The 20,695-nt window shown below is 65.6% G+C and carries 18 protein-coding genes, 1 tRNA gene and 3 pseudogenes; 5 read left to right on the forward strand and 17 right to left on the reverse strand.

From position 1 onward, the window contains the following. Window positions 1–10: 10 nt before the first annotated feature. Window positions 11–1,111, forward strand: coding sequence for a Gfo/Idh/MocA family protein (locus LRS09_RS13135; protein ID WP_257807220.1), 1,101 nt, complete (start codon window positions 11–13; stop codon window positions 1,109–1,111). Window positions 1,112–2,001: 890 nt separating this feature from the next. On the opposite strand, the gene LRS09_RS13140 is transcribed toward LRS09_RS13135, so the two are convergent. From LRS09_RS13140 to mepA, 8 genes are all read right to left on the reverse strand, one after another. Continuing rightward, a tRNA-Leu gene (locus tag LRS09_RS13140) sits at window positions 2,002–2,086 on the reverse strand. 84 nt (window positions 2,087–2,170) lie between these two features. Then, window positions 2,171–2,791: a 2,3-bisphosphoglycerate-dependent phosphoglycerate mutase gene (locus tag LRS09_RS13145; protein ID WP_085463459.1), complete on the reverse strand. Its 621-nt coding sequence runs from the start codon at window positions 2,789–2,791 to the stop codon at window positions 2,171–2,173. A 3-nt stretch (window positions 2,792–2,794) separates the two neighbouring features. Beyond that, window positions 2,795–3,250, reverse strand: a complete 456-nt coding sequence (locus LRS09_RS13150; RefSeq protein WP_257807221.1) for an EVE domain-containing protein — start codon at window positions 3,248–3,250, stop codon at window positions 2,795–2,797. Then, entirely contained in the window at window positions 3,247–4,062 is an 816-nt protein-coding gene (dapB, locus tag LRS09_RS13155) for a 4-hydroxy-tetrahydrodipicolinate reductase (protein WP_257807222.1), read from the reverse strand. The genes LRS09_RS13150 and dapB overlap by 4 nt, the downstream gene beginning before the upstream one ends. After that, on the reverse strand, window positions 4,059–5,828 hold the full coding sequence (locus tag LRS09_RS13160) for an ABC transporter ATP-binding protein (protein ID WP_257810184.1): 1,770 nt from the start codon (window positions 5,826–5,828) through the stop codon (window positions 4,059–4,061). Before LRS09_RS13160 ends, dapB begins: the two co-directional genes overlap by 4 nt. 172 nt (window positions 5,829–6,000) lie before the next feature. Then, a complete protein-coding gene (locus tag LRS09_RS13165; RefSeq protein ID WP_257807223.1) occupies window positions 6,001–7,026 on the reverse strand; it encodes a glucokinase in 1,026 nt (341 codons plus the stop codon). Window positions 7,027–7,049: 23 nt separating this feature from the next. After that, complete coding sequence (locus LRS09_RS13170) at window positions 7,050–7,430, reverse strand: methylglyoxal synthase (protein WP_257807224.1); 381 nt, start codon at window positions 7,428–7,430, stop codon at window positions 7,050–7,052. Window positions 7,431–7,515: 85 nt separating this feature from the next. After that, window positions 7,516–8,568 (reverse strand): penicillin-insensitive murein endopeptidase, encoded by a 1,053-nt coding sequence (mepA, locus tag LRS09_RS13175; protein ID WP_257807225.1) that lies wholly within the window; start codon window positions 8,566–8,568, stop codon window positions 7,516–7,518. Window positions 8,569–8,747: 179 nt separating this feature from the next. On the opposite strand from mepA, the gene LRS09_RS13180 reads away from it, so the two are divergent. Then, entirely contained in the window at window positions 8,748–8,996 is a 249-nt protein-coding gene (locus tag LRS09_RS13180) for a type II toxin-antitoxin system Phd/YefM family antitoxin (protein ID WP_257807226.1), read from the forward strand. Window positions 8,997–9,008: 12 nt separating this feature from the next. Here LRS09_RS13180 and LRS09_RS13185 read toward each other — a convergent pair whose 3' ends face one another. From LRS09_RS13185 to LRS09_RS13195, 3 genes and pseudogenes are all read right to left on the reverse strand, one after another. Next, window positions 9,009–9,878, reverse strand: coding sequence for an SDR family oxidoreductase (locus tag LRS09_RS13185; RefSeq protein WP_374684912.1), 870 nt, complete (start codon window positions 9,876–9,878; stop codon window positions 9,009–9,011). Between the two features lie 2 nt (window positions 9,879–9,880). Then, on the reverse strand, window positions 9,881–11,047 hold the full coding sequence (gene queG, locus LRS09_RS13190) for a tRNA epoxyqueuosine(34) reductase QueG (RefSeq protein ID WP_257807228.1): 1,167 nt from the start codon (window positions 11,045–11,047) through the stop codon (window positions 9,881–9,883). A 4-nt stretch (window positions 11,048–11,051) separates the two neighbouring features. Beyond that, window positions 11,052–11,745, reverse strand: a pseudogene (locus LRS09_RS13195) (glutathione S-transferase family protein). A 167-nt stretch (window positions 11,746–11,912) separates the two neighbouring features. Between LRS09_RS13195 and LRS09_RS13200 the strand changes: the two are divergent. Continuing rightward, on the forward strand, window positions 11,913–12,719 hold the full coding sequence (locus tag LRS09_RS13200; protein ID WP_257807229.1) for an undecaprenyl-diphosphate phosphatase: 807 nt from the start codon (window positions 11,913–11,915) through the stop codon (window positions 12,717–12,719). A gap of 57 nt (window positions 12,720–12,776) precedes the next feature. Here the strand turns inward: LRS09_RS13200 and LRS09_RS13205 are convergent, their stop codons facing one another. The 5 genes and pseudogenes from LRS09_RS13205 to LRS09_RS13225 form a co-directional block, all read right to left on the reverse strand. Continuing rightward, window positions 12,777–13,124, reverse strand: coding sequence for a septal ring lytic transglycosylase RlpA family protein (locus tag LRS09_RS13205; RefSeq protein ID WP_257807230.1), 348 nt, complete (start codon window positions 13,122–13,124; stop codon window positions 12,777–12,779). A gap of 151 nt (window positions 13,125–13,275) precedes the next feature. Then, window positions 13,276–14,263 (reverse strand): annotated as a pseudogene (locus LRS09_RS13210) (NAD(P)-dependent oxidoreductase). Beyond that, the gene (locus LRS09_RS13215; RefSeq protein ID WP_257807231.1) at window positions 14,256–14,969 is read right to left on the reverse strand and encodes a FadR/GntR family transcriptional regulator; all 714 of its coding nucleotides are present in this window, start codon (window positions 14,967–14,969) and stop codon (window positions 14,256–14,258) included. Before LRS09_RS13215 ends, LRS09_RS13210 begins: the two are co-directional and overlap by 8 nt. A 4-nt stretch (window positions 14,970–14,973) precedes the next feature. Then, window positions 14,974–16,143 (reverse strand): mandelate racemase/muconate lactonizing enzyme family protein, encoded by a 1,170-nt coding sequence (locus tag LRS09_RS13220; protein WP_257807232.1) that lies wholly within the window; start codon window positions 16,141–16,143, stop codon window positions 14,974–14,976. Window positions 16,144–16,206: 63 nt separating this feature from the next. Next, window positions 16,207–17,092: pseudogene (locus tag LRS09_RS13225) on the reverse strand (sugar phosphate isomerase/epimerase family protein). A 375-nt stretch (window positions 17,093–17,467) separates the two neighbouring features. On the opposite strand from LRS09_RS13225, the gene LRS09_RS13230 reads away from it, so the two are divergent. Together LRS09_RS13230 and LRS09_RS13235 are read left to right on the forward strand one after the other, a co-directional pair. After that, window positions 17,468–18,523 (forward strand): sugar phosphate isomerase/epimerase, encoded by a 1,056-nt coding sequence (locus tag LRS09_RS13230; RefSeq protein WP_257807233.1) that lies wholly within the window; start codon window positions 17,468–17,470, stop codon window positions 18,521–18,523. A gap of 150 nt (window positions 18,524–18,673) precedes the next feature. Next, window positions 18,674–19,846 (forward strand): Gfo/Idh/MocA family protein, encoded by a 1,173-nt coding sequence (locus LRS09_RS13235; protein WP_257807234.1) that lies wholly within the window; start codon window positions 18,674–18,676, stop codon window positions 19,844–19,846. A 124-nt stretch (window positions 19,847–19,970) separates the two neighbouring features. Here the strand turns inward: LRS09_RS13235 and LRS09_RS13240 are convergent, their stop codons facing one another. After that, on the reverse strand, window positions 19,971–20,663 hold the full coding sequence (locus LRS09_RS13240; protein WP_257807235.1) for a GntR family transcriptional regulator: 693 nt from the start codon (window positions 20,661–20,663) through the stop codon (window positions 19,971–19,973). Window positions 20,664–20,695 lie beyond the last annotated feature (32 nt).

Raw genomic sequence — 20,695 nt, forward strand, 5'->3', positions numbered from 1 at the left:
GAAGACCAGCTTGGCTAGGAAATCGATCGGTTACGGCATCGTCGGCTGCGGCATGATGGGGCAAGAGCACATCCGCAACATCGCCCTGCTGGGCGACGCGCATGTGGCTGCGATCTTCGAGCCGGATGCCGGTATGCTGGCGAGATCGCTGGCGCTGGCGCCCAGCGCCCGGGCCGTGGACTCGCTGGCGGACCTCCTCGCCGATCCAGACGTCGACTGCATCCTGATCGCCAGCCCAAATCATCACCATGTCGAGCAGCTTGAGGAGATCGCCCGCATCAGGCCGCTGCCGGTGCTGGTGGAAAAGCCGCTCTTCACCACGGCGCAAGACGAGGCGCGCGTGGCCGCCGCCGGAAGACTTCTCCCCGTGCTCTGGGTGGCGATGGAGTATCGCTACATGCCGCCGGTCGCTCGCTTCATCGCGGAGGCCGATCAGGCGACCGGCGGCATCCGCATGCTGACCATCCGCGAGCACCGCTACCCCTTTCTCGACAAGGTCGGCGCATGGAACCGGTTCGAGCGTACCAGCGGCGGCACGCTCGTGGAAAAGTGCTGCCATTTCTTCGATCTCATGCGTTTGATCCTGCACGCCGATCCGGTGCGCGTCATGGCGAGCGCCGGCTCCGCGGTGAACCATCGCGACGAGCGCTACGGCGGCGAGATGCCCGACATCTGGGACCACGGCTATGTGCTGGTCGATTTCGACAACGGCGCGCGCGCCATGCTCGAACTGTGTATGTTCGCCGAAGGCAGCCGCTATCAGGAGGAGATCTCGGCGGTAGGGGCGACCGGCAAGATCGAGTGCCTCGTGCCCGGGCCGACCCGTTTCTGGCCGCAGCATCTGGGCGCACCGCCGGTGGCGCAGGTCATCGTCAGCCCGCGCCATCCCGCTGGACCGCATGTCCTCGACATCCCGGTCGATCCGGCGCTGCTCGCGGCAGGCGACCACAATGGCTCGACCTATTACCAACATCGCCGGTTCGTCGATGCGGTGCGTGGAACAGGTCCTGTGGACGTGTCGCTGGACGATGGCCGCTGGGCTGTCCTGATGGGTCTCGCCGCCCAGCGCTCGGCGCGCGAGGGTCGGGCCATCGAAGCCCGCAGAGCTTGAGCAGACTTGTTGATCGCTAGGTCTGCTGTGATGGCTATTGCCATGATGATGCGCGTGGTCGGCCCGAGACAGCCAATCGCAGATAAGGTCGACTATCGGGCCGAGCGCAGCGACTGACCACCACGTATTCGTTCGGGGGGAAGGGTGTCCGCCGCCCTGTCAGACGAGTCAGCGGGCGGCCGCGCGGCGATGGGCGGCCGGGACTGCGCTGCCACTGCCGATTGGTAGCCGCCATCTTGGAGCCGCTGCAACCGAAGGCGCGTGTCCTGCAGGGTAACACCCACCGCGCGGGCGGTCTTATGCAAGCTAATTCGTCATCATCAAAGCCGTGATCGACGAGAAGCTGTCGCGCCTCGTCGGCGCACATCTTTCGCATCGACCTTCAGAAGATGTTCTCGACCGGTATCGATCCTGGCCTATGCTCGCCCGTGAGTGGATCAAATTCACCGGCTTCACTTTCGGGAAGCGAGACTTGTGACCACATTCCGTCGTAGATTTATGGATGCCGCAGCCGCTGCCGGCTGGCGTCATCCTCGAAGGTTGAAGAGAATCGATCGCCGACCTTCTTGGCCAGCTGATGCGCTTCACGATCCGAGATCGGACGCGGGCCAGACCTCAATCGGTCCCAGTGCGCCTCCAGGTCAGCCAGCGCTTCAGCGTGTCTGCGTTTCGCTTGCTCTGGATCACGCGGTATCCAAGCTTTTCGTGACGATTGCCCGGCCGACCTGCTAGTGAATGTCGGCCGTAACCCGCTTTCGCAGCCAGTAGATTCCGGTCTGCGGATGTTTGGTCGGACGGCTCACGCGAAGCACCCTTGTGCATCACTCGGGCGATCGTAAGTGCCTATTTTTTGCTGAATATTCAGCGCCGTCAACACCTTAAAGGGTTGATGGTGCCCAGAAGAGGACTCGAACCTCCACGCCTTGCGGCACACGGACCTGAACCGTGCGCGTCTACCAATTCCGCCATCTGGGCAACGGTGCGGCCCGCCATGTAGGCGGGCGATCCGCTTGTGTCAACGCGAAAATGCGTCCTACGGCACTATCTCGTGCCGCCGTCTCACGCTTCGAGCAATTCCTTCGAGGCGACCGTGGAATCGGCGTTCAGGCGATAGAGGACCGGCACGCCCGTCGCGAGTTCCATCTTGACGACTTCCTCGCCAGTGAGCCCGTCCAGCGCCATGATTAGCGCCCGCAGTGAGTTGCCGTGCGCGGCCACCAGTACCGTTCCGCCGGACAGCACGTGCGGCTGGATGGTGTGGATGTAATAGGGCCAGACGCGCGCGCCCGTATCCTTCAGGCTCTCGCCGCCGGGTGGCGGCACGTCGTAGGAGCGGCGCCAGACATGCACCTGCTCCTCGCCCCACTTGGCTCGGGCGTCGTCCTTGTTGAGGCCGGAGAGGTCGCCGTAGTCGCGCTCGTTGAGCGCCTGGTCGCGCACCGTCTTCAGGCCGGTCTGGCCGAGTTCGGCGAGGATGTGGGCGCAGGTCTTCTCGGCCCGCATCAGCACCGAGGTGAAGGCGATGTCGAACTTCAGCCCCTTGGCCTTCAGCCGCTGGCCGGCCGCCTTGGCTTCCGCCGTGCCCTGTTCGGTGAGATCGACGTCGCGCCAGCCCGTGAACAGGTTCTTCAGGTTCCATTCGCTCTGTCCGTGGCGGACGAGCACCAGCGTGCGCGACATCGTCTAGTCCTCTTGCGTTCCTGCTCTTCCGAAGGCGTCGGCGACGCCCATCGCGTCAGCGATCAGGGCGAAGTCGCCGGGTTCGACCGGGAAGAGCGATTTCCTGAAATACATGCCCCAATGGCCTCTGTCCCGTACGAAGGAGAAGCGGTCAAGCAGGGGATAGATGTCAGCATTGCGCGCCGGCAGCCATTCGGCATTTCGCTGCCAGCCCATGTCGCCGGCGGCGGTCATCAGCTGTTCGTGCGGCTCGCCGGGAAGGATGCGGCCGATCGCGGTGAAGGCGCGCACCTCCGCGCCCTCGTTCATGCCCTCCCGCGGGCTGTAATAGGCGACCCAGTCACCCGGCCTGGTGCGTAGCGCGGCGGAGTGCCTGCCATGGGCGAACATGGCGAAGCCGTTCTCGACGGCGATCCGGACGTGGCGTGCGGCCGCGACCCCGATCCAGTATCGGGTCATTCCGACAGGCCGAGCACGTCGAGCATGGAGTAGAAGCCGGACTTGCGGCCATGCGCCCACAGGGCCGCCTTGACGGCGCCGCGGGCGAAGATGGCGCGGTCCTCGGCGTGGTGCGAGAGCACGATACGTTCACCCGCGCCGGCGAGGATGACGGAATGGTCGCCGACGACCGAGCCGCCGCGCAGCGTCGCGAAGCCGATCGCGCCTTCGGGGCGCGGACCGGTGTGGCCGTCGCGCACGCGCACGCTGTTCTGCGCCAGGTCGACGCCGCGGCCCTGTGCGGCCGCCTCGCCCAGCAGCAGCGCCGTGCCAGACGGCGCATCGACCTTGTGCTTGTGGTGCATCTCCAGGATCTCGATGTCGAAATCCGCTGCGTCGAGCGCCTTGGCGGCCTGGCGGACCAGCACGCCGAGCAGGTTGACCCCGAGGCTCATATTGCCGGACTTGACGATCGGCGTGTGGCGCGCGGCTGCCTTGATCCTGGCCTCGTCTTCAGCCGAGCAGCCGGTGGTGCCGATCACATGCACGACATGCGCCTGCGCCGCATAGGCGGCGAAGCCGACGGTCGCGGCCGGCGAGGTGAAGTCCAGCACGCCGTCCGCCTTGGCGAAGACCGGCAGCGTGTCGGACGATATGGCGATGCCGTTGGGCCCCGTTCCCGCCAGCTCTCCGGCGTCCCTGCCGAGATGCGGCGAATCCTCGCGTTCAATCGCGCCGGCGAGGACCGCGCCTTGCGTCTCGGCGATGATGCGGATCAGCGTGCGGCCCATGCGTCCGGCAGCGCCCACCACCACGAGCTTCATGTCGCTCATCGCGTTCCTCCCGTCTTGCGCCGCGAGGACTTGGGCGCGGCGGCTTCGACCACCTCTCCCGTGCGGTCCTGCATGAAGTGGAAGCGCGCATATGCACCGCCCGGCTTCGCCAGCAGGCTGCGATGCGTGCCTTCCTCGATCAGCCGTCCCTTCTCCAGCACCACGATATGGTCGGCATTGACCACGGTCGACAGGCGGTGTGCGATGACGAGCGTGGTGCGCCCCTTCATCACGGTGTCGAGCGCCTGCTGGACCTTGGCTTCCGATTCGTTGTCGAGCGCGGACGTCGCCTCGTCCAGGAGCAGGATCGGCGCGTCGCGCAGGATCGCGCGCGCGATCGACAGGCGCTGGCGCTGGCCGCCGGACAGCGTCACTCCGTTCTCGCCGACCAGCGTGTCCCAGCCTTGTGGCTGCAGCGCGATGAATTCGGTCGCCTGCGCGAGCCGCGCGGCCTTCTCCACCTCCGCATCCATCGCATCGGGCCGGCCGTAGCGGATGTTGTCGCGGATCGAGCCCTCGAACAGGTAAGGCTGCTGCGAGACATAGGCGATGGCACCGCGGAGCGATCGCTTGGTCACGGTGCCGATGTTCTGGCCGTCGATCTCGATCGCGCCGCCGGTCGGGTCGTAGAAGCGCTGCAGCAGGGCGATCAGCGTCGACTTGCCCGCTCCGGATGAGCCGACGATCGCCGTCGTCTTGCCGGCTTCTGCCCGGAAGCTCACGCCGCGCAGCACCGGCGGGCCTTCGGCATAAGCGAATTCGACGTCGCGGAAGACGACGTCTCCCTTGCCGACGCGGATCTCGCCGGCGCCGGGACGGTCGCCTTGCTGCGGCTCGATGTCGAGGATCTCGTAGATCATCCGCGCATTGACCAGCGCGCGCTCGAGATTGGCCTGGACGCGGGCAAGCCGCTTGGCCGGCTCGTAGGCGAGAAGCAATGCCGTGATGAAGGAGATGACGGCGCCCGGCGGCACCTGGGCGACCGCGGCCCGGTAGCCGGCATAGCCGATGACGCCTGCGACCGCGAGGCCGGCGAGGAATTCCGTGATCGGCGTCATCCGCTCGGAGATGCGGGCGATGCGGTTCGCGCGCGCCTCGGCGCTGTCGATCAGCGTGGAAATCTTGTCCGACAGCAACTGCTCCATCGTGAAGGCCTTGACGATGGTGATGCCCTGCGTCGCCTCCTGCATCGCGCCGATGAGGCGCGAATTCACCTCCACCGCCTCGCGCGTCGCACGCCTCAGCCGCCGCATCAGGTAGTTGACCGAGACGAGGATCGGCGGGCCGATGACGAGCGCTATGACCGACAGCACCGGGTCCTGGTAGACCATGACGCCCACCAGCGCGATCAACGACACCGCGTCGCGCGCGATCGCCGTCAGCGTCATCGACAGGATGTCGCGGATGCCGGTGACGTTCTCGTTGATCCGCGCGGCGAGCTGGCCCGAGCGGGTCGACGTGTAGAAGCCGACGCCGAGGCGCATCAACTGGTCGAAGATGCGCCGCTGGTAGCGCGCGACCAGGTTGTTGCCGATCTTGGCCAGCAGCACCGCCTGGCCGTAGCTCGCCAGACCGCGCACTCCGAAGGCCACCACAACCGCGCTGCAGATCAGCAGGATCAGATCCTGGCGCCGTTCGGCGAACAATTGGTCGACGATGTCGCGCATGATGTAGGCCGTGAAGGCGGTCGTCACCGCGAAGGCGACGAGGCAGAGCACGGCGAGCGCATAGTAGCCGAGATAGTCGCGGCCGTTTTCGGCAAGCATGCGCCGCAGCACGGAGACGACTTCGCCCGTGTCAACCCGTCTGCTGCTGCCGTCTGCCGCCAAGTCGATCCTGTCCCGCTGCCCTGAGCCTGCACCCACGGCATCGCGCCGTGGCACGCTCATAGCGGCATGTGCCGCCCTTGCCTATGGCAGCGATGCCACAAAGTTCCCGCTACAGCCGCCAGCGGCGGCCGGAGGTCTCGACGCCAAAGCGTCCCGGCGTGCGCGAATAGGCGGCCAGGCCGAGAAGGGCCGCCATCGGATGAGTGATGACGTAGACCGGCATGTCGCGCATCAGTGCCGAATGCGGCGCCTTGTCCTCGAAGGCAGCCCGGAAGTCGCTCTTCACCAGGAGCGACACGATCTTCTGCGCGATTCCGCCGGTGAGATAGACGCCGCCCTTGCTCATGAAGACGAGGGCCAGATCGCCGGCGATCCGCCCGAGGCAGGTGCAGAACATCGACACGGCCTCGACCGCGGTCCTGTCCGACCTGTCGAGCGCGGCGCTGGTGATCTCCGCCGGCGTGGTGAACGGCGTGGGCGTTCCGTCAGCCTTGCCGATCGCGTGGTAGATGTTTACCAGCCCGCGCCCGCACAAGAGCTGCTCGCCCGAGATGCGGCCTTCGATCCGTTCGATATGCGGAAAGACCTCAAAATCGCGAGGGCTGCGCGGGCCCATGTCCATGTGCCCGCCTTCGCCGGGCACGGGAATCCAGGTGCGGCGTGCGTAGACGAGTCCCGCCACGCCGAGTCCGGTGCCGGGACCGAGCACGACGCGGCTGGCGGCCGGCTCCGGCGTGCCGGCGCCGATGCGGATCATGTGCTCGTCGCCCAGCGCCACGACCGCCAGTGCCTGCGCCTCGAAATCGTTCAGCACGACGATGTCCTGCAGGCCGAGCTCTGCCTGCATCACCTTGGGGCGCACGACCCAGGGACAGTTCGTCAGATGGATCTCGTCACCGTCGACCGGCCCCGCGACGGCGAGTACCGCCGAGCGCGGCTGGATCGAGGTGCGATCGAGGATCATCGTCTGGATCGCCTGGTCGATCGTCGCGAAGTCGGCGGTCTGGACGACCGGAAACTCCTTCGGCTCGGCATAGGAATCGATCAGGATCGCGAAGCGCGCATTGGTGCCGCCGATGTCCCCGATCAGGATGGGAAAGTTGAGCACCATGTCCGTGTCTGTGATTCGGGCCATTCTCTCCCCCGGTTGCGATCGTCTCAGGCCCGCGCCGTTGTCTCGTTGCCGGACAGGATGATCTCGGCGGTGGCGCGATTCAAGGCCATCGGGATGTCGTAGACGATGGCGAGGCGCATCAAGGCCTTGACGTCGACATCGTGCGGCATCGGCGTGAGCGGGTCGACGAAGAAGATCAGCGCGTCGACCTTTCCCTCGGCGATCAGCGCGCCGATCTGCTGGTCGCCGCCGAGCGGCCCACTCTTCAGCCGCCTTATCGTCAGTTCCGGCCAGGCCTCCGCGACGCGCCCGCCGGTCGTCCCGGTGGCGACCAGGTCGCAGGCCTTCAGGAAATCCCGATGGGCGCCGGCGAAAGCGACGAGGTCGTCCTTCTTTTCGTCATGCGCGATGAGGGCGATACGCACGCGCCAGCCATCCGGTTAAATCGGTTGAAGTGTCCGGGAAGGCTTAGCCCAATCGCCCGCTGGAGTGAAGCGGCAAGTTGCCGCCTCACTGCGCCGGATCGGGCCGGAACATCGGAATGGGGATCCGGTCGAGCGGAATCTCCGAGAAAGCGTTCGCCGTCACGGGCGTCGAACTGCTCGACGTCGCCGCGATTGTCGGCTGCGGGCTGCCGAGGCCTCGCACCGTCACCGCCACTTCCGAAACCGGGGAAGGCGCGTTCAGCACCGCGACGCAGGCTGCCGGCAGGCTCTTCATCGTCATGATGTCGCGGGCCTTGGGCGCGTCCGGGTTCTTGTTGGGCCGCCAGGGCTCCTCAGTGAACCACCAGGCGAGCGACTTGTCGCAGCCGTCGCCGGCGGCGACCTTTTCCTGTCCGCGGCATTCGGTCGAGCCAGGCTGACAGCCGATGCGGATGTGGAAATGGTAGTCGTGACCCCAGAAGGGGCGCACCTTGCCCAGCCACGAGCGGTCGCCGCTCACCGTGTCGCATAGCTTCTTCTTGATTCCCGGATTGACCAGGATGCGTTCGACCTCGGGATAGCTCGCGGCGCGCTTCAACAGATTAGTATGCGCCTTGGTCCAGAGCTTGTCCTTCACGAGGTGGGTCTTCTCGTCCACCATCAGCGTCGCGCTCATGTTTTCGCGCTCGCTCGCGCTCAGCCGCTTGTCGGGCATCGGCGTCAGCCAGATGTCGGCGTCGAGGCCGATCTGGTGCGAGGCATGGCCAGTCAGCATCGGTCCGCCGCGCGGCTGCGAGATGTCGCCGAGCAGCAGTCCCGGCCAGCCGTCCTGCGCCGAATCGCGCGCCAGCTTCTCGATCAGGTTGATCATCGCCGGGTGGCCCCAGCGCCGGTTGCGCGACAGCCGCATCGCCTGCCAGTTGGGCCCATCGGTGGCGATCGCCACGCCGCCCGAGAAGCAGCCCTTGGAATAGAAGCCGTAGGATTTGGGCGCCGTCGCGGCCGGCAGGGTCTTGGCGCCGAACAGGTTCTTGGCCAGCTGCTCCGCCTGCGCGTCCATCGCGACCCCGGTCAGGGCCAGCCCAGCGATAACGCCCGCGATCAGGCCCCTGCGGGCGCTTCGCACAGTCTTGCTCATAGTCCAGTCCCCGAATGTCCGAGGCCTCGATGCCCGACAACTTTGGCGAAGCGTGGGCGGCGAACGGTTAACGGATGGTGAATGTCCGGAAAACAGTATCTCTTCGCGATCTCCACTTCAGTTCGGACAAAGAATAGACAAAATGTCTGTTTTGTCTCATATTCCGAGTGGAGGCTCCGATGCGCGAATATCCGTCGACCGATTTGAAGCAGCGGCTGGGCGACGTCCTGGACGCGGCAAGTCGCGAGCCTGTCTCGATCACCCGGCACGGCAAGGCCCGCTTCGTTCTTATGAATGTCGAAGCCTATGAAGCGAGATTCCCTGAGGACTCCCGCAAATCCTATGCGACGGAAGAAATGCCGGCGGAACACCTGGTAAGGCTTGAAGAAGCGCTGAAGAAGACGACCTTTGGCAAGCGCGGTGACTGAATAGTCTCGCGCCTATCGCCGCCAGTTGCTCTTCTCCCACATCGCGGTGAGCGCTGCGCGGTAGTTCGGGTGGACGAAGCAATAGCCGGTGGCTTTCAGTTTCGCGTTCGAGACGCGCTTGTTCTCGCCGTAGAAGGAGCGCGCCATGGGCGTCAGGTCCGCCGTGTCGAAGTCGATCTCCGGCGGCGGCGCGACGCCCATCAGCCCGGCCGCGAAGGCGACGACGTCCTGCGGCGGCGAGGGCTCGTCGTCGGTGACGTTGAAGACGCCGCCGGTCTTGTACCGCGCGAGATGGAGCAGGCTGCCGGCGATGTCGTCGACATGGATGCGATTGAATATCTGGCCCGGCTTGACGATGCGGCGCGCGGTCCCGTTCTCGAGGTTGACCAATGCGTTGCGGCCGGGGCCGTAGATGCCCGAGAGCCGCAGCATCGCCAGCGGGACGCCACGCTCGCGGGCGAGGTCGCTCCACTCCTTCTCCGCTTCCAGCCGGTTGTCGGAGCGGCCGGGGCGGGGGCGGCACTCGGCCGTCTCGTCGATCCATGCGCCGTCATGGTTGCCGTAGACACCGACTGTGGAGAGATAAGCGATCCAGCGCAGCGCGGGTGTCGCGCCGACCAGCAGGTCGTGCGCGGTCGCGATCACCGGGTCGCCCGTCTCGGTTGGCGCGGCTGAAATGACCAGATGCGTGGCTTGTGCGAGTTCTGCCGCGATCTGTGGCGACACTGCGCCGTCGAACAGGAAGGGCTGGATGCCAGCGGCGCGTAGCGCGTCCGCCTTGCTCTCCGTGCGGGTCGTGCCCGCGATCGCGTCCGCTTCCCCTGCCGCAAGCCTCGCAAAGGCGCGGGCGGAATAGCCGGCGCCGAACAGGAAGATCCGCATGGTCATGCTGTCAGCCTTTCGCGCCGCTCGCTGAGTGCGGCCGTCCATTCGTCGCGAACCGAGGCGTCGCTCTCCCCGGCCTCCATGTCGCCCGAAAGCGCCTGGAATGCCTGATCCTCCATCAGCCGCGACAACGCCCACACAGCCGCCCCGCGCACCAGGGTCGAGGGATCGCCGAGCAGGTCCCGGCAGAGCGGGATCAGCGAGGCGTCTCCCGAATTACCGGCTGCGACGAGCACGTTGCGCACGAAGCGGTCGCGGCCGATTCGTTTCACCGGCGACCCGGTGAAGAATGTCCGGAACGCGCCGTCGTCCAGCGCCAGCAGGTCCGCGATGCGCGGCGCCTTCAGATCGTCGCGGGCGACCAGCTTCGCCTCGGATGCCGCCGCGGCGAACTTGTTCCACGGACAGGCTGCCAGGCAGTCGTCGCAGCCATAGATGCGGTTGCCGATCGCGACGCGGAACTCGCGCGGGATCGGCCCCTTGTTCTCGATGGTCAGGTAGGAGATGCAGCGCCGCGCGTCGAGCCGGTACGGGGAGGGGAACGCATTGGTCGGGCAGATGTCCAGGCAGGCGCGGCACGAGCCGCAATGGTCGACCTCCGGCGCATCGGGAGGCAGCTCCGCCGTGGTGAAGATCGAGCCGAGAAAGAGCCAGGAGCCGAATTCGCGGCTGACGAGATTGGTGTGTTTGCCCTGCCAGCCGAGCCCTGCGGCCTCGGCCAGCGGCTTCTCCATCACCGGCGCGGTATCGACGAAGACCTTCACGTCACCGCCGGCGCGTGAGGCGATCTTGCCCGCCAGCTCTTTGAGCCTGCCCTTGATGACGTCGTGATAGTCGCGGTTGCGGGCGTAGACCGAGATCGCGGCGCGGTCCTTGCGGTCGAGCAGCCCGAGCGGGTTCTCATCGGGACCGTAGTTCATCGCAAGCATGATGACGCTGCGCACTTCCGGCCACAGCACGGCGGGCGCGGCGCGCCGCTCGAAGGTTTCCGCAAGCCAGTCCATGTCGCCGTGATGGCCGGCCGACAGCGCCGCCGCCAGCCGCTCGCGGGCGAGCGGGATCGAATCGGGCGTGGTGACGGCGACGGTCGAGAAGCCGAGCCGCCTCGCCTCGCGATCGATGAACGGCCGCAGCGTCTCCGGTCTCGATGCCGGTGCCGCGCGCATCGTCCTAGAAGTCGAGATTGGCGTAGTGCGCAGCGGGGGAAAGGCCGCGCACGCGGTCGTTGAGCAGCGGCCGGAAGGCCGGACGGGATTTGATTCGGCTGTGCCCAGTCGCGCGCCGCGACGTTCTCCGCCCAGTCGATCTCGCCGAGATAGTCGAGGATCGACAGCGTGCCGGCGGCGGCGAGGTCCGCATAGCTCATGCGTGTTCCGGCCAGCCAGTCGCGCGTTCCTGCCAGCCAGTTGGTGTATTTCAGGTGCTGCTTGATGTTGGCCCGCGCTGCGCGGATCGCGGCCGAATCGGGCGAGCCGCCGCCCTGCGAGGATGGCATGTGCGGCTTGAATACCCGCTCGCGCACCAGGTGGCGCGTCACTTCGCTCTCGGTCTTCACCAGATACCAGTCGCACAGCCGGCGGATCTCGGCGCGGCCGATCGAATCCTCGGCGAAGAGGCGCTTGTCGCGCTTGAGGACGCCGCGTGTCTCGTCGACATATTCGGCGATGACGTTGGCGCCGACGATCGGCACGTCGCCTTCCGCCAGAAGCACGGGCAGGGTGCCGGCCGGGTTGAGCGCTAGGAACTCCTTGCGCCGCGCCCACGGCTTTTCCTCGATCAGTTCCAGCTCCTCGCCATACTCGCCAAAGGCGAGCCGGACAAAACGGCTGGCGGCGTTCATGGGATGGTGGAAGAGAGTCAGCATCGATCCGTTCTGGACGCACCGGCGAGGTTGCGGAAGGCCCCGTCGCGGTACTGGCGTTTTACCGTCGGGGCGGCTAATCCTGCGCCACCCGTCGAGGTCGGGATTCGTGCCGACCTATACGGGCTCGACCCGTCGATGACAAGCAAGCCGCCCTCCCGGAGCTCCCCATGCAGGACCAGTCCATCGTTTCGGCGCTCTTGCTCGGCCTGCTGGAGGGTCTGACCGAGTTCATTCCGGTCTCGTCCACCGGGCACATCTTGCTTGCCGGCCATTTCCTCGGCTTCGAATCGACCGGCAAGGCCTTCGAGGTGCTGATCCAGCTCGGCGCGATCCTCGCCATCCTGTCGGTCTATTTCGGCCGGCTGTGGAAGCTCCTCGTCGACCTGCCGCGCGACGGCAGGACGCAGCGTTTCGTGCTCGGCATTCTCGTCGCTTTCCTGCCGGCAGCCTTCATTGGCGCGCTGGCGCACGATTTCATCAAGACGGTGCTGTTCGAGACGCCGATGCTGATCTGCATCATGCTGTTGATCGGCGGCGTTGTGCTGCTGTGGGTCGACCGCTGGGCGTTGCAGCCGCGCTATCACGATGTGATGGACTATCCGCTGTCGCTCTGCCTGAAGATCGGCCTGTTCCAGTGCCTGGCCATGATCCCCGGCACCTCGCGTTCAGGCGCGACCATTGTCGGCGCGCTGCTGATGGGCGCCGACAAGCGCTCGGCTGCCGAGTTCTCGTTCTTCCTTGCGATGCCGACGATGGCCGGCGCCTTCGCCTACGACCTCTACAAGAACCGCGACATCCTCTCCGCGGCGGACTTGCCGATCATCGCGGCCGGCTTCGTCATGGCCTTCATCTCGGCCGTGATCGTGGTGCGCTTCCTGCTCGACTACGTCTCGCGCCACGGCTACGCACTGTTCGGCTGGTGGCGCATCATCGTCGGCGGCGCGGGAATGATCGCGCTGCTGATGCTCGGCTGAGCACGAAAAAGGCGCGGCAGGCGCTACGCCTTCACCAGCCTTCGCTGCTTTCCGTCGTCAGATCCTGTCCATGCAGATCGAGGCATGGCCGCGCGAGATCATGCCGATCTGCTTCGCAGCGCCCCTGGAGAGGTCGATCACCCGGCCCTTGATGAACGGGCCGCGGTCGTTGATGCGCACCACCACGCTCTTGCCGTTGTGCTTGTTGGTGACGCGCACTTTCGTGCCGAAGGGAAGCGAGCGGTGCGCCGCCGTCATGGCCGAGGGGTTCATCCGTTCGCCCGATGCCGTCTTGGAGTGAAGCGCATACCACGATGCGCGTCCGCACTGGGCGAAGGCTGAATTCGTTGAAAACGTCGCCCCCGCGATGGCCACTGCCACGACAACACCGAAACCGTTCCGCATTCCTTAGGCACCCTTTGCCGTTGATCCTGTTCGGCGCCTAGGGGCGAAACGGGGGCGGAATGTGGAGCGAATGCGGCGCCGAGGTGGCGGGGATCTAACGAATGGAGTCGTCTTGTCACATCGCGTCAGGCGCGACAGCGGCGGCTTCTGCTCAACCGAAGCGGGCGCGGTAGGCCGGGAGAACCTCGGGATTGCGCAGGTTGACGGGCAGTTCGCCGTGCAGGATGCGCACGACTTCGGCCGCCGCACCCGTTCCCATACGCATCATGCTCTCCTCGGTGATGCCAGCCATGTGGGGCGTCACGATCACGTTGTCGAAGGAGAAATAGGGATGGTCCGGCGGCAGCGGCTGGGTCGCAAAGACGTCGAGTGCGGCCCCGCCGATGCGTCCCTCGCGCAACGCTGCCACCAGCGCCTCATCGACGATCACCGGCCCGCGCGCGACATTGACGATCAGCGCGCCCGGCTTCATCAGGCCGATCCGGCGGGCGTCGATCAGGCCGCGCGTTTCCGGCGTCAGCGGACAGCACAGCACGATCACGTCGCTCTGCGCGACGAGGGCGTCGACATCCAGGAACGCAGCCTCACCGAGATTGTCCGGCCGGCTCCGGCTGTTGACCGCGACCTCAAGGCCGAAGCCCTGCGCGGCGATCGCCTGCACCTGCCGCCCGACTGCGCCGTGCCCCGACGATGCCGATCCGACGGCCGGACAGTTCGTTGGTGCGCTCCGCATGTGCCCGGCCTGAGAGCCAGCCGGCGGTCCGCAGGTCGCGGTCCATCATCCGGAAGCGCCTGAGCAGCGCCATGGTCACGAAGAACACGTGCTCCGCGACCGAGCGGGCGTTCACGGCCGGCACGTTGGCGACCAGCACGCCGGCCGCCGTGGCCGCCTCCATCGGGATCATGTCCAGGCCCGCGCCATGCCGAACCGCCGCGCGCAGCGACGGAGCCCCCTGGAAGATCGTCTCGGGCAGGTTGGCGCGAACGATGATGGCGGCGGCATCGCGCGACTCCGCGACCAGTGTAGCGGCATCAAGCGCGGTTGCGACCCTGAGCCTGCCAACGCCGTCGAGCGCCGCGGCGGCGGCGGGATGCAGCGCGTGCGTCGAGAAGATGACCGGGGCGGCCGCGTCAGGCATTTTCCAGACGCACGCCTTCCTTGATGTCCATCTCGCTGATCAGGCCCTTCCAATAGCTCTCCGCACCCTGGAGATGCGCGTTCATAAGAGCCTGGGCGAGGTTGCCGTCGCGCCGGACCAGCGCCTCGAAGATCTGCAGATGCTCGGCATGCGATTTGCGGCCGCGCTCCGGGTCGTTGAAATAGATCGGCAGCCGGCCCTCTCCCATGACGTAGTAGAGGGTGCAGATCCGGTAGAAGACGCTGTTCTTGGTCGCGCGCACGATCTCGAGGTGGAAATCTCGATCCTCCTTATGGATCGGCTCGCCGGCCGCGACCTTGGCTTCCGAGGCGCGCAGGATTTCGCGCAGCGCCTCGTAGTTCTCCTCCGTCGCTCGTGTGCAGGCAAGCTCCGCGGCCTTGATCTCGTGGATCTTGCGCAGCTCGACGGTCTCGTAGATCTGCACCGGGTCGAGCGGCAGGCCGGCGCGGGCGAAGAGCGCCATCGCCTCGACGCTCGCCTCGCGCTTGGTGAGATAGATGCCCGACTTCGCCCGGCGCTCGACAAGCCGCATCGCCTCAAGGATCGCCAGCGCTTCGCGGATTTGACCCCGAGAAACCTGGAAATGCTCGGCAAGCTCCCGCTCGGACGGAGTGCGGTGGCTTTCCGCATCCGATTCCGCGATCAGGAACGCCGCGAGATGCGGCAGCAAATCTTTCTCGGCCATGGCTTCAGCCACCCATTGCGTGGGCTTTCAGGAAATCCTCGTCGACAGTGATGCCTAGCCCCGGGGCGTCCGGAATGGCAATGGTTCCTTCGGCCACATCGAGTTTCTCCACCACCAGATCGTGCAGCATCGGGTTGGCGCCCAGCGAGTATTCGAGAATGAAGCTCGACGGTGACGCTGCACAGACATGCAGGCCGGCATAAAAAGCCGGCGCGCCGGCCCACAGATGCGGGGCGAGCCGGATGTTGAAGGCCGACGCGATCGCACCGATCTTCATCGCCTCAGAGATGCCGCCGCAGAAGCCGAGGTCCGGCTGGAACACATCGGCCGCGCGAGCGACTGCGAGATCGCGGAAGTCGAAGCGGGTCGCCTCGCTCTCGCCGACGGCGATCGGGATGCCGCAGGCCGCGCGAACCTCCGCGATGCCCTGCTTGTCGTCCGCCGCCACCGGCTCCTCGAACCAGGCCAGGTCACAGTCGCGCACCATGTGCGCGAAGCGCTTGGCGTCGGCGACGGTGTAGGTGCCGTGCGCGTCGACCATGATCGAGACCCCCGGCCCGAGCGCTTCGCGCGCTGCATGCACGCGTTCGGACGAAACGTGCGGCGCCCCGTCCATAGAGCCGACCCGCATCTTCACTGCCTTGAAGCCGCCCTTGTCGATATAGGACTGCAGCTGTTCGCCGATCTTGTCGGCACTCGCCCAGCCGCCGGAGGCATAGGCCGGCATGCGCTCGCTCTTGCGGCCGCCGAGCAGTTGCCACACCGGGACGCCGAGCGACTTGCCGAGGATGTCCCACAGCGCGATGTCGATCGCGCTGATCGCGGCAACCGTCAGTCCCCGGCGCGCCAGAACCGGCATAACGTGGCCGGACGCGGCAGCCTTTTGGTGGCGCACGCCGTTGTAGAGCATCTCCCAGATGCCGTTGATATCGCGCGCGTCGCGGCCGCGCAGCGCGGGAGCGATCTCGTTGTTGATGAGCGACACCAGCGCGCCGTAGGTGCCGGCGCTGCCGGCGGCGTTCTTGCCCTCGCCCCAGCCGACGATGCCGGTGTCGGTCTCGACCCTGACGATGGCGGCGTCGAAGGTCGTGATCTGGCCGAAGTCGCTCTTGTGCTGGCGCGCGGCCTCGATCGGTATCCTCACCCACCATGCCTGGATTCGTGCGATGCGCATGTCGCTACCCCGTCGCCGCCCCGCTATTGCGGGACGGCTTTCTCTCGACTGTGTTCGAACCCATCACTTGATCAGCGGCAGCAGGGTTTCCGCGGTGATCCGCATCTGGTCGGTGTAGAATTTCTCGGTCAGCACCGAGGAGCCGTGGTCCTGGATGAACTTGAGCTGCTCGGGCGAGATGTCGACCGGGTTGCGTTCGACCATGTCCGGGTAGCGGTTGGCGGGCGTGCGGTCGACCGGCGCGACGAACTCGTTGGTGAGCGCGCCGTCGTAACCCGCTTCGCGCAGCCAGCCGACGAGCTGCTTCCAGTTGATCGTGCCGAGACCGGCGGCAAAACGGTTGTTGTCGGCAACGTGGAAGTCGAACAGGCGCTTGCCCGCCTTTTGAATGGCTTCCTTGACGTCGAACTCCTCCATGTGGATGTGGTAGGCATCGAGGCAGACGCCGCACTCCGGCGATACCGCGTCGGCCAGCGCCAGCGCCTGCTCGCCGCGGTTGAAGAGATAGGTTTCAAAGCGGTTCAGCGGCTCGACCGCGACCCGCACGCCGACCTTCTTGGCGTGGGTGAAGCACTCGCGGGTCGCGTCCACCACCCACTTCCACTCCTCTTCCTCGGTCGCGTCGGGCACGACCTTGCCGACGGTCGCGGGCACCAGCGTGATGATCTCGCCGTCCAGTTCGCTCACCATCGTCAGCACGTCCTTGACGTACTGCACGGAGCGCTCGCGCTGGCCCTGGTCCTTGGCCGCGAGGTTGCGCTCGCCGAGCATCAGCGTCACGGCACCCCAGCAGCGGATGCCGTGCTCCTTCAGCAGCGCGCGCGTCTCGTTGGTCTTACTGCTCCGGCTCGCCCGAGATCTCGATCGACTCGTAGCCGAATTTCTTGATGCGCTTCAGCGTCGTTTCCAACGGCTCGGCGCGCATCCAGTTGTGTGTCGAAAGATGCATGATGTCTCCTCTCCAGATGCTCCTGCGCGGACGAGGTGCGCGAAAACGCGCGTCACGATCCCTCGCCCGATTTTCCTCCCGGTCCCACCACTTTGAAAACTGGTTAGACCAAAATCAAGCAATTGGACGAGTAACGCATTTTTCCACCCCCCGCAAGCAAACTGCATCTTCGCAGCGGTGATACGTGACAAGACCCTGTAAAGAGGTGATTTGCAGTGGATTCACAGCGTTTGAACAATGTTCTTGGGCGTTTCCGGCCCTTGACCGATCGTCCGTCATTGGTCATACCAGAACGAACGAATGCTTGTGGCAGCGGCGTGCCATTGCGCTTTGGCACCACAGCCTTTTAAAAAGTTCGTCTGGGAGGACAATCAGATGCCAAAGACCATGAAGGGGCCGGGAATCTTCCTGGCACAGTTCGGCGGCGACGCCGCGCCGTTCAATTCTCTGCCTGCGATCACCAAGTGGGCGGCCGGGCTCGGCTACAAGGGCGTTCAGATCCCGACCTGGGACGGACGCCTGTTCGATCTGAAGAAGGCAGCCTCGTCGAAGACCTATTGCGACGAGGTGAAAGGTATCTGCGCCGATGCGGGCGTCGAGATCACCGAACTCTCGACCCATCTCCAGGGGCAGCTGGTCGCCGTGCACCCGGCTTACGATTCGATGTTCGACGGCTTCGCGCCGCCCGAAGTGCACAACAACCCGAAGGCTCGTCAGAAATGGGCCGTGGAGCAGATGAAATATGCCGCGAAAGCGTCGAAGAACCTCGGGCTGACGGCCTCGGTCTCCTTCACCGGCGCGCTCGCCTTCCCCTATCTCTATCCCTGGCCGCAGCGGCCGGCCGGCCTGATCGAGGAGGCCTTCGCCGAACTCGGCAAGCGCTGGAAGCCGATCCTCGACGCCTATGACGAGGCCGGCGTCGACCTCTGCTACGAGATCCATCCGGGCGAGGATGTGTTCGACGGTGCTACCTTCGAGATGTTTGTCGACGCAGTCGGCGGCCACACGCGGGCCAACATCAACTATGACCCGTCGCACTTCCTGCTGCAGCAGCTCGACTACCTCGCCTTCATCGACATCTACCACGAGCGCATCAAGGCCTTCCATGTGAAGGATGCCGAGTTCAATCCGGACGGACGCCAGGGCGTCTATTCGGGCTATCAGGGCTGGGTTCAGCGCGCCGGCCGCTTCCGCTCGCTGGGCGACGGCCAAGTCGATTTCTCCGGCATCTTCTCCAAGCTAGCGCAATACGACTACGACTCGTGGGCGGTGCTGGAGTGGGAATGCTGCCTGAAGCATCCGGAAGACGGCGCCGCCGAAGGCGCGCCCTTCATCGAAAGCCACATCATCCGCGTGACCGAAAAAGCCTTTGACGACTTCGCCGGCGCCAAGCCGGACAAGGCGGCATTGCGGAAGCTGATGGGGATTTGAGGAATAGGGGAATAGGGCAGTAAGGCAGTGGGGCAGTAGGGGAAGCGGTAGGAGGCGGCTGGGCGGCAGATCGAGAGCGGACAGGTCGCGCTTCGTTTCGCTACTGCCTTACTGCCCTATTGCCTTACTGCCCTCACACGGGAGGACAAAATGGTCAGCGGCAAGACGATCGAATCCGGCAATGGGCCGATCAGGCTCGGCATGGTGGGTGGCGGGCAGGGCGCCTTCATCGGCGGCGTGCACCGCATCGCGGCACGCATCGACGGCGAGTTCCAGCTGGTCGCCGGCGCGCTGTCGTCGAGCCCGGAAAAGGCCAAGGCTTCCGCGGCCGAACTCGGCCTCGATCCGGCGCGCAGCTACGGCTCGTTCCAGGAAATGGCGAAGTCCGAGTCGAAGCGTGCCGACGGCATAGAGGCGGTGTCGATCGTCACGCCCAACCACATGCATTGGCCGGCGGCGAAAGCTTTCCTCGATGCCGGCATTCACGTCATCTGCGACAAGCCGCTGACGTCGAACCTTGCCGACGCCAAGAAGCTGGCAGCACTCGTCGCGAAGTCCGGCAAGGTCTTCGTGCTGACCCACAACTACACCGGCTATCCGATGATCCGGCAGGCGCGGGACATGGTGCAGAAGGGCCAACTCGGCGAGATCCGCGTCGTTCAGGCGGAATATCCGCAGGACTGGCTGACCACCAAGGTTGAGGACACCGGCGCCAAACAGGCGGTCTGGCGCACCGACCCGAAGCAGTCGGGCGTCGGCGGTGCGACCGGCGACATCGGCACGCATGCTTACAACCTCGCGCGTTTCGTTACCGGACTGGAGCTCGACAGCCTCTCCGCCGACCTCAAGGCCTTCGTGCCGGGACGCCTGCTCGACGACAACGCCCATGTCATGCTGCGCTTCAAGAGCGGTGCGAAGGGCATGCTCTGGGCGAGCCAGGTGGCGCCGGGCAATGAGAACGCGCTGAAGCTGCGCGTCTACGGCACAAAGGGCGGTATCGAGTGGAGCCAGGAACAGCCGAACCATCTCTGGTTCACGCCCTTCGGCGAGCCGAAGCAATTGATCACCCGCGCAGGTGCCGGCGCGGGGCCGGCCGCAGCCCGCGTCAGCCGCGTGCCGTCTGGCCATCCGGAAGGCTATCTCGAAGGCTTCGCGACCATCTATGCCGAAGCCGCCCGCGCCATCCGCGCGGCGCGCAGGAAGAATGGAAAGCCGGCAAAGGACGTAGTCTATCCAACCATTGCCGACGGCGTTGAAGGCGTGGCGTTCGTCGAAGCCTGCGTCAGGTCATCGAACAAGAACGCTGCCTGGACGAAGCTGTAGAAGGCAGTAGGCGGTAGGCAGTAGGCAGTAGAATGATCTGCGCCCGGCTTCGCCGAGACTGTGATCGGTATTGACCGTACGTCGCCGTCAGCACTTGTTCCCTACTGCCTACCGCGTACTGCCCCTACTCCTCCTGGAAGTATTCCCGGTTGAGATCGCGGATCTGGTGGATCTGCGTGTCGATCTTGCGCAGGTGCTTGCGCATATGCGCCTCGGCGAGGTCCGGATTGCCTGACAGGATCGCCTCGCCAATGTCGCGGTGCTCGCGGATCGTCGCCGGCATGCCGAGCTTGAGCGAGAGATAGCGCACGCGGTCCATCTGCACCTTCTGCGCGTCGATCAGCTTCCAGACGAACTCGTTGCCCGACAGCTTGGCGATCAACCGATGGAACGCGTCGTCCTTGGCGTGGAAGGCACGATAGTCGTTGGCGTCGGACGCGTCCGTCTGCGCCTTGAACAGCTCGTCGAACATATCGGCCGGCATCTCGGCACATTCGGTCGCGGCCTTGCGCACCACAGCCACCTCCAGCGCCTCGCGCACGAAGCGCGCATTCAACACGTCGCGGATCGAAATGCGGATCACTTCGGTCGACCGCTGCGGCCGTATCCGCAGCAGCCCCTGCTCTGCCAACTGGATGAAGGCCTCGCGCACCGGCTGGCGCGAGACGCCGAACCGCGCCGCGATATCGCTCTCCGAGATTGTGTCCCCGGGCTTGAGATCCAGTGAGACGATCGCATCGCGCAGCGATTCCGCGATGCGCTTGGCGATCGTCGGACGTGTCTCGGCATCGAAGGCCAGCCGCTCAATATTCATCATACGAATTTCGTCCAGTTCCGTGTTGACATAAC

The sequence above is a fragment of the Mesorhizobium sp. J428 genome, assembly GCF_024699925.1.
In the GTDB taxonomy this organism is placed as follows: Bacteria; Pseudomonadota; Alphaproteobacteria; order Rhizobiales; family Rhizobiaceae; genus Mesorhizobium_A.

Bases quoted from the DNA above. Each gene is read 5' to 3' on its own strand.
- LRS09_RS13145 (WP_085463459.1), bottom strand. From the start codon at position 2,791: ATGTCGCGCACGCTGGTGCTCGTCCGCCACGGACAGAGCGAATGGAAC.
- LRS09_RS13150 (WP_257807221.1), bottom strand. From the start codon at position 3,250: ATGACCCGATACTGGATCGGGGTCGCGGCCGCACGCCACGTCCGGATC.
- dapB (WP_257807222.1), bottom strand. From the start codon at position 4,062: ATGAGCGACATGAAGCTCGTGGTGGTGGGCGCTGCCGGACGCATGGGC.
- LRS09_RS13160 (WP_257810184.1), bottom strand. From the start codon at position 5,828: ATGCTTGCCGAAAACGGCCGCGACTATCTCGGCTACTATGCGCTCGCC.
- LRS09_RS13165 (WP_257807223.1), bottom strand. From the start codon at position 7,026: ATGGCCCGAATCACAGACACGGACATGGTGCTCAACTTTCCCATCCTG.
- mepA (WP_257807225.1), bottom strand. From the start codon at position 8,568: ATGAGCAAGACTGTGCGAAGCGCCCGCAGGGGCCTGATCGCGGGCGTT.
- LRS09_RS13180 (WP_257807226.1), top strand. From the start codon at position 8,748: ATGCGCGAATATCCGTCGACCGATTTGAAGCAGCGGCTGGGCGACGTC.
- LRS09_RS13185 (WP_374684912.1), bottom strand. From the start codon at position 9,878: ATGCGGATCTTCCTGTTCGGCGCCGGCTATTCCGCCCGCGCCTTTGCG.
- queG (WP_257807228.1), bottom strand. From the start codon at position 11,047: ATGCGCGCGGCACCGGCATCGAGACCGGAGACGCTGCGGCCGTTCATC.
- LRS09_RS13200 (WP_257807229.1), top strand. From the start codon at position 11,913: ATGCAGGACCAGTCCATCGTTTCGGCGCTCTTGCTCGGCCTGCTGGAG.
- LRS09_RS13205 (WP_257807230.1), bottom strand. From the start codon at position 13,124: ATGCGGAACGGTTTCGGTGTTGTCGTGGCAGTGGCCATCGCGGGGGCG.
- LRS09_RS13215 (WP_257807231.1), bottom strand. From the start codon at position 14,969: ATGGCCGAGAAAGATTTGCTGCCGCATCTCGCGGCGTTCCTGATCGCG.
- LRS09_RS13220 (WP_257807232.1), bottom strand. From the start codon at position 16,143: ATGCGCATCGCACGAATCCAGGCATGGTGGGTGAGGATACCGATCGAG.
- LRS09_RS13230 (WP_257807233.1), top strand. From the start codon at position 17,468: ATGCCAAAGACCATGAAGGGGCCGGGAATCTTCCTGGCACAGTTCGGC.
- LRS09_RS13235 (WP_257807234.1), top strand. From the start codon at position 18,674: ATGGTCAGCGGCAAGACGATCGAATCCGGCAATGGGCCGATCAGGCTC.
- LRS09_RS13240 (WP_257807235.1), bottom strand. From the start codon at position 20,663: ATGATGAATATTGAGCGGCTGGCCTTCGATGCCGAGACACGTCCGACG.